At 70.1% G+C, this 6,599-nt stretch carries 8 protein-coding genes; 4 read left to right on the plus strand and 4 right to left on the minus strand.

What is annotated here, in order from left to right:
- Nucleotides 1-24 precede the first annotated feature (24 nt).
- Together GNX96_RS44775 and GNX96_RS44780 are read right to left on the minus strand one after the other, a co-directional pair.
- Complete coding sequence (locus GNX96_RS44775; RefSeq protein WP_163573518.1) at nt 25-840, minus strand: hypothetical protein; 816 nt, start codon at nt 838-840, stop codon at nt 25-27.
- A 24-nt stretch (nt 841-864) separates the two neighbouring features.
- Entirely contained in the window at nt 865-1,467 is a 603-nt protein-coding gene (locus GNX96_RS44780; RefSeq protein ID WP_163573519.1) for a hypothetical protein, read from the minus strand.
- A 138-nt stretch (nt 1,468-1,605) separates the two neighbouring features.
- Here GNX96_RS44780 and GNX96_RS44785 point away from each other — a divergent pair, with 138 nt between their 5' ends.
- Nucleotides 1,606-3,156 (plus strand): type IV secretory system conjugative DNA transfer family protein, encoded by a 1,551-nt coding sequence (locus GNX96_RS44785; protein WP_163573520.1) that lies wholly within the window; start codon nt 1,606-1,608, stop codon nt 3,154-3,156.
- Nucleotides 3,101-3,565, plus strand: a complete 465-nt coding sequence (locus GNX96_RS44790; RefSeq protein WP_163573521.1) for a TraM recognition domain-containing protein — start codon at nt 3,101-3,103, stop codon at nt 3,563-3,565. The genes GNX96_RS44785 and GNX96_RS44790 overlap by 56 nt, the downstream gene beginning before the upstream one ends.
- A 460-nt stretch (nt 3,566-4,025) precedes the next feature.
- Here GNX96_RS44790 and GNX96_RS44795 read toward each other — a convergent pair whose 3' ends face one another.
- On the minus strand, nt 4,026-4,538 hold the full coding sequence (locus tag GNX96_RS44795) for a hypothetical protein (protein WP_163573496.1): 513 nt from the start codon (nt 4,536-4,538) through the stop codon (nt 4,026-4,028).
- 187 nt (nt 4,539-4,725) lie between these two features.
- Between GNX96_RS44795 and GNX96_RS44800 the strand changes: the two genes are divergently transcribed.
- Together GNX96_RS44800 and GNX96_RS44805 are read left to right on the plus strand one after the other, a co-directional pair.
- On the plus strand, nt 4,726-5,511 hold the full coding sequence (locus GNX96_RS44800; RefSeq protein WP_279583190.1) for a hypothetical protein: 786 nt from the start codon (nt 4,726-4,728) through the stop codon (nt 5,509-5,511).
- A gap of 54 nt (nt 5,512-5,565) precedes the next feature.
- Nucleotides 5,566-5,712 (plus strand): hypothetical protein, encoded by a 147-nt coding sequence (locus GNX96_RS44805; protein ID WP_163573523.1) that lies wholly within the window; start codon nt 5,566-5,568, stop codon nt 5,710-5,712.
- 58 nt (nt 5,713-5,770) lie between these two features.
- Here the strand turns inward: GNX96_RS44805 and GNX96_RS44810 are convergent, their stop codons facing one another.
- Nucleotides 5,771-6,424: a hypothetical protein gene (locus tag GNX96_RS44810; RefSeq protein WP_163573524.1), complete on the minus strand. Its 654-nt coding sequence runs from the start codon at nt 6,422-6,424 to the stop codon at nt 5,771-5,773.
- Between the last annotated feature and the right edge of the window lie 175 nt (nt 6,425-6,599).

Genomic DNA, 6,599 nt, shown 5'->3' on the forward strand with positions numbered 1-6,599 from the left:
GTGTGCCGCCTGATTTTCGTGCTCTTATGGCAGCCAGAGTGCGCTGGGCGCGAGCGTTGACCGCGATCGTACGCTGGGATTCCTCAGCGGAGAGAGCGGCACATTCGGCAGCTCCACCGCCGCTTCGCCGCCAGCATCGGGTCGGGCGTGTCGGCCGCCGCCGGACCCGGACTGGGCGGCGGGTTTGCGGGCGGTGTTACCGATGGCCGCACTTTCCACCGCGCGCGCCAACAACTCGTCCTGCGCGGTCAACCGTTGGTCCATTCGTACGATCAGCTCCTCGTTGCGGCGGAGCTGCTCGGCCTGCCGGTCGATGACGGCGGCCTGGTCGGTGATGATGCGGTGGTAGTTCTGCAGGGTCGCGTCCTGCCGGGCGATGATGTCGCCCTGCTGCTGGACGGTCTGCCGCAACTCGGTGACCTGCTCGGCCGGCACCTCGCTGCGCAGGTCGATCGAAGAGTCGGCCTCCTCCACGGCAGTGTCGGCCGGTTCGGTCGGGGCCGGCCGCTGCTCGAACCCGGCCGGCCAGGCCGACGAGACACCCGGCGGGTTGGCCGAGCGGGCGATTCGACCGAAGCTTTCCCGCAGCTCAACGCCCTGGGTGGCGGCCCAGGCAGTGACTGTCGGTGCCTGCGTCTGATACCCGGCGGCGGCCGGCCGGCCGACGATCCGCACAAAGATCTGGTGCACGCTCTCGGTCCGCAGACCCACCGGTAGGGCCTTCACATACTCCCGAAGCCCTCGTACCGACGTCATCGTCTTCTCGCCGATCCGTCGCCAGAGCGAGGGGGGCAGCGACAGCGTGCCGTTTGTGCCGGCCGCGGGCGCCGAAAGGGGCACCAAAAGGGGCCGTGAATGGCGCGGTCACAGTGGCTCCAGAAAGCCACAGCGGGCTGCCACGATCATCGGAATGGCGGCGGAGAACATCTGCGCGAGCTCTTCGACGGTGAGGGGCTGCTCTTCCTCGAACTCCCGGTCGTACTTGACGATGTCATCCCAGATGGACGTGGAATTGTACGAACCACACCAGAATGTATAAACGTCCGGAATAACCTCCAGCAGCACCTCGCCGTTCTTTCCGATCCGGAACATTTCCGGCTCTTCGGCGGTGTTACCCAAACCCTCCGCGGTCGGATAAAGACGGTGCGTACGCAGGAATTCCAACGCTGACCCGCTGCCCGGCTCGTACTCGGCGAGGACGCGGCTGCTGATCAGCCGGTCTACCAGACCAGCGGTGCCGCTGCCCACGCTCGGCTCGGCGAGCTCGACCAGCCGGTCGCGGGTGAAGGCGAGGGTGGCATGCGCCTCGATGTCGGCGTGCGCGGTGAGCCACACTTGGTAGGCACCATGGGGGAGCGCGATGGACTCATCGGCGCGGAGCACCTCATAGAAGGCCGGCTCCGGGCCGCCGTCGATCCCAAACCGGGGGCCGTTGCCGAAGCCCACCGGCACGATGATCGTGGTCACCCGACCTCCCGGCTGTGCTGTACGCCTGACCAACCCACGGTATCAGCGGATATGCACTGGTCGGGTACAAACAAAGCACTCCGGACGGACCGGCCGGTACGCTGAGTCACACGGCGGGACGCGGTGGGAAGGCAAAACGTGGCAGTTGACGACAAGAGCGAGGAACGGCTGGTCTGGGCTGTCGCCGGCGCGACCGTGCTGGCGATGCTGATCTGGGTGTTCGGGTTTCTGGTCTGGGATTCCGGTCAGCTGGCCGGACTGGCGGCCAACGGCAAGTTCCCGAACAGCACCCTGGGCGACGTGCCGGGACTGCTGCTCCACTTTTTCGGCCACCTCGGCGACCCGGCGCAGGCGTGGCCGGAGGTGGCCCGTCAACAGGTCGGCCCGACGATCTTGCTCTACGTGTTTCTGGCACTACAGCTCGCTTTCGTGATCGCGGTGATCGCGTTGGTGATCCGTTTGGTGCTGCGGTTCCGGCGGCGTCGCAAGAGCCGCCGGCTGCGCCTGGGATTCGCGTCACCGGGAGAGATCGACCGGCTGCTGTCCGCATCGGCCGTACAGAAGAAGGCCCCGTCCGTACGCCCGTCCCAGCCCAAGGCGCGGGCCGCCGAAGTGGGTTTCCCGATCGGCAAGGACATTCGTTCCAACAAAGAGCTTTTCGGTTCGGTAGAGGACGTGTTCCTGATCGTGGCACCGCCGCGGCAGGGCAAGGACGTGCATTTCTGCATTCCGTACACGATCGACGCGCCCGGTCCGGTGCTGATGACCTCGACCCGCGCGGATGCTTTTGGCGCCACTGTGTCGATGCGGGAAAAAGTCGGCCAGGTCTGGGTTTTCGACCCGAACAACATGACTTCCTGGCCGTCCCGGCTGCGTTGGTCGCCGGTCCGTGGCTGTGAGGAACCGCTGCGTGCGCTTTCCCGGGCATCGGCTTTCGTCGCAGGCGCCGGAGTTGGCGAAGGCGTCACCAACGCGAGCTACTGGACTGGCGTCGCGACCTCGATTCTGCGGTGCTATTTGCACGCGGCCGCGCTGGCCAATCGTACGATGGCCGACGTGGTGCGGTGGTCCACCCAACCGACCAACCAGGAGCCGGTGAACATCCTGCGCTGGGGCGAATCCCAGGGCCTCGCGGCGCCCGGCTGGGCCGGCGAGCTGGAACAGGCCAGCGCCGCCGATTCGGAGACCCGCGGCAACATGTGGAACGGCGTTCGCCGGGCGCTGGACTGCTTCGCCGACCCGTCAGTGCTGGCATCCTGCTCGCCGGGACCCGAGGAATCCTTCGACGTCCAGGCATTCCTCGCCGGCCGGAACACTTTGTACGTGCTGGGCAAGGAAAAGAAGGCCGGCAGCGTGGCGCCACTGGTGACCGCGATGATGGAGGACATCTTCGACCAGGCCCGGGCGATCGCCAGCCGGATGCCAAACAGCCGGCTGGACCCGCCGCTGACCGTCGAGCTGAACGAGGCGGCGCACATCGCGCCGATGCCGAACCTGCCCGGCTACATGGGCGACTCCGGTGGTTTTTCCATTGCCCTGCACGTCTATCTGCAGTCGCTGGCGCAGGCCCGGTCGCGCTGGAGTGAGGACGAGGCAGCGGTCATGTGGGACACCGCGGGCCATCCGGGTGGTGATGGGTGGCTCCGGGCACGTCAACGACCTCGACGACATCTCCCGGCTTATTGGTGAGGTGGACGAAAAACAGCGCACCAAGACCCGCGGCAACGACGGCCGGTCGGTCTCGGTCTCCCAGCAGCCGCGGCGCGTTCTCACCGTGGACGAGTTGCGGACGCTGGAGTTCGGCCGGGCGGTCGTGGTGGCCCGGTCCGCGCGGCCGGTGGAGATCAAGCTGAAGCCGTGGTGGAAGCGTTCGGACGCGAACGAGATCAAGGCCGGTCAGCAGCGGGTCAGCGCGCGCTGCTCGCGGAGCCTGAGCGCCAGACGATGGTGTTGCCGGCCACCCAGCCCAAGCCGGCGCTGCTTGCCGGCGTGCCGCCCCGGCCGCTGCTGCCCGGGTTCGGGCCCGAGGTCGGGAGCGGCCGTCCGTACGCCCAGCCCGAAATCGCCACTGGCCGGCCGCACGACCAGCCGGAGTTGACCGCCGCGCCGGTGTCGGCCCAGCCGATGTCCGCCGCACCCGCCCCGCCGGCTTCCTTGATGGACGAGCGGGAGACGGCCCGGTTGCCGTATGCCAAGCCGCACCAGCCGCCAGTGGCCTATCCGGAGCCATCCGCCGCACCCGAGCTGGCGCCTGGCTGGGGCCCGCCGACGGACGGCCGGGCGCCCTGGAACGCCGAGCAGGAGGCCGCCGCGCAGGCCGCACGCGCGCAACAGCCCGCTGAGCACGACCATCAGGTGCCGGAGACTGGGACGTACGACCTGGCGCCTTCGCCGGTCGCGGATCGCGCTCCCGAGACGTACCAGGCCGAACAGTCGTCGCCTGTCGTTGCACCGCTGCCGTTCGCGGTCGTACCGCACAGCGTGGCGCCCGCTCCGGAGCCTGAGTCGTATCGTGCAGAGCCAGAGCCAGAGCCAGAGCCAGAGCCAGAGCCAGAGCCTCAGCCGCCGGCGGAGGCTGGCCCGTATCGCGTCGATCCGCAGCTGACCGCGGAGCCCCATCCTACCGCGTTGACCAGCAATCGACCGCGGAGCCCAATCCCTACCGCGTCGACCCGCCTCCGTCGCCGTCGACGCAAGGTGCTGATCTGTACGGCGGTGCGGCCGAGCCGCAGCTTCCCTCGGCCGCGCTGCCGCACAGCGCTGGGCAGCCTGACTCGTACGCTGCCGAGCCCGAGCCGGCCGTTTCGTCGCCACCGTTGCCATCCGCCGTCGTGCCGCATGGTGTCGGTCAACCTGATCCGTACGCCGTCGAGCAGGAGTCGGATCTGCCGCCGGAGCTGGTGGTGCGGCCGCCGTTGCCGTCGACCGTCGTGCCGCACAGCGTCGCGGGGGAGTTTGACCCGTATCGCGTCGAGCCGCAGCCCGACCTGCCGCCAGAGCCGGTGGTGCGGCCGCCGCTGCCCTCGGCAGTCGTGCCGCACAGCGCGAAACCGGCGGGCAGTGACTCCCATCGCGTCGAGCCGCAGCCGTCGACCCCCTGGCCCCTATCGGGTCGAGCCGCCATCCGCCGCCGCGCCGTCGTTGCCGTCGGCGGTCGTGCCACATCCCGTGGCGCCACCCGCGCAGCCGCCGTCGGAGGCCGGTTCTTACTGGCCAGAGACCCAGCCGGCGGCAGCGCCGCCGCTGCCATCCGCGGTTGTGCCGCATGCGGCGGCCGTTCAGCCGCCGAGCGTGGCCGAGGAGCCGGCCGGCAACGGGCTGCCGGGTTGGTTCGAAGAGCCTCCCCGGAGTCACCAGGCCGACAAGACTGTGGAATACCCGGTCGGGCATCCGGCAGCGCAAAGCGCGTGGCTCGAACAGTTCGCCGCAGCTCAGGAGACTGCTGCTCAGGAGAATCAGGCCGCGCCGGAACCTCCGGCCACCCCGCCCGTCCCAGCGGCTCCGCCTTTCCCGGTCGCGCAGTCGTACCCAGCCGCCCAGGCCAGCGCACCTCCGTACGCGGCTGGCCAGCCTTACGCGGCCGCCGCGCCGGCCGCTTCGCCGTTCCCGGCCAGCCAGCCCAGCCCACCGCCCCAGCCGGCCACTCAGCCGTACGCTGCCGCGCAGCCCAGCGGTCCGCCGTACGCTGCCGCGCAGCCCAGCGGTCCGCCGCAGCCCGCCGCCGCTTCGCCAGCCGCGCCGCCGTACGTGGCAGCCCAGCCGCCGATGCCGCCGGCTGACTCCTCGATGGCCGGGCAGCGGACCCAGGAGATCGAGCCGCCGTACTGGACTCAGCCGCAGCCGGCGGCCGCCCAGCCGCAGCCACAACCTGCGGCTGGGCAGGAGCCGCCCTACTGGGCTGGCCAGCCGGCCGAGCAGCCCTACTGGCCAGGTCAGCAGCCCGCTGCGACGCACCCGGCCGGCCCGCCCTCCTGGCAGGGCGAACCAGCCACGTCCGGGGCACCGCAACCGCCCGCGCGCGCCGCAGAAAAACGGGCCGGATGAGCACGAGGACACCCGGCCGTTCTGGTTCGGTCAGCCGGCTCCCGAGCCCTATCGGTGGAGCCGCCCGCGCAGCCGCGCAGCGTCGACCCGTACGCGCCGCCGCCCGCCACCGACCGGCGCAGCGCCGATCCGTATCTGGTCGACCAGCGAGTGGTGCCGGCGCCGCCCTACCCGCCCAACAACAGCGAACCGCGAACCTGACGTTTTTCGTGGTGGAAACGCCGAAACGTCCAGCTCTCAAGGTGCGTGGTCGGGAGGGCTAGTCGCCCTGGGTGGCGCCTTCGCGGTTGATGGCGGCGTTGAGTTGCTGGCGTACGTCCTCAGCCATCCAGTGGGCGAGGACGTGCGGCACGTGACCATCGCGGCAGGACGACAGCGCACCGGCCACCCGGCCCCGCGTCCGCTCCAGCATCTCGTGCCACTGGACCGGCTGCCCGGCGTCGGCTGACACGTCGTACGCCCGCTCGCGCGCCGAGAACAGCGCGGTCAGCTCCTCGACCGCGTCGCCGTGCTGCCACCAGCAGGGCAGGATCTCGCGCTGCAGGCTGTAGCGGTAGACGAGCCCCTCGACGAACCGCACCAACCGCCGCCAGGCGGTGCCGCGCTCCGGGCCGGTCAGGGTGGCCCAGTCGATCGACTTCGGGCCGTCCGGCCGGTTGGCCTGCTTGCCTTCGAGGTCGCCGACGCGCTCCAGCAGTTGGTCGATGACCTCCTGCTGCACCTCGATGGTGTTGATGAGCATCTGGTAGCCCGAACGCAGGTCCATCGGCGGCAGCGCGTCCTCGCTGACCAGCCCATTCGCGCTGGTCACGGCCGCCGCGGCCGAATCGGCGGGCGGCTGGGTGGCGACCGGCTCGAGGCCATTGGCCCACTCGCGGGTCGCTTCGCCCTCGGCGCCGTTCAGGCTGCTCATCGCCCTCCTCCCGTACGTCAGCGATCTTCCCGGATGGTAGCCGAAGCGGGGGTGTGTGGCGGCAGTTCCTGCCGCTGGGCCGCAACTGGCTCGCGTCGGCAAGGCACGTCCTGTAAGCACCTGACTGGGCTGGGTGAGGATGGGGAGATGGCCGACAGCCGGGTGCGACCCCTCA

It is taken from the genome of Fodinicola feengrottensis (genome assembly GCF_010993775.1).
In the GTDB taxonomy this organism is placed as follows: Bacteria; Actinomycetota; Actinomycetes; order Mycobacteriales; family HKI-0501; genus Fodinicola; species Fodinicola feengrottensis.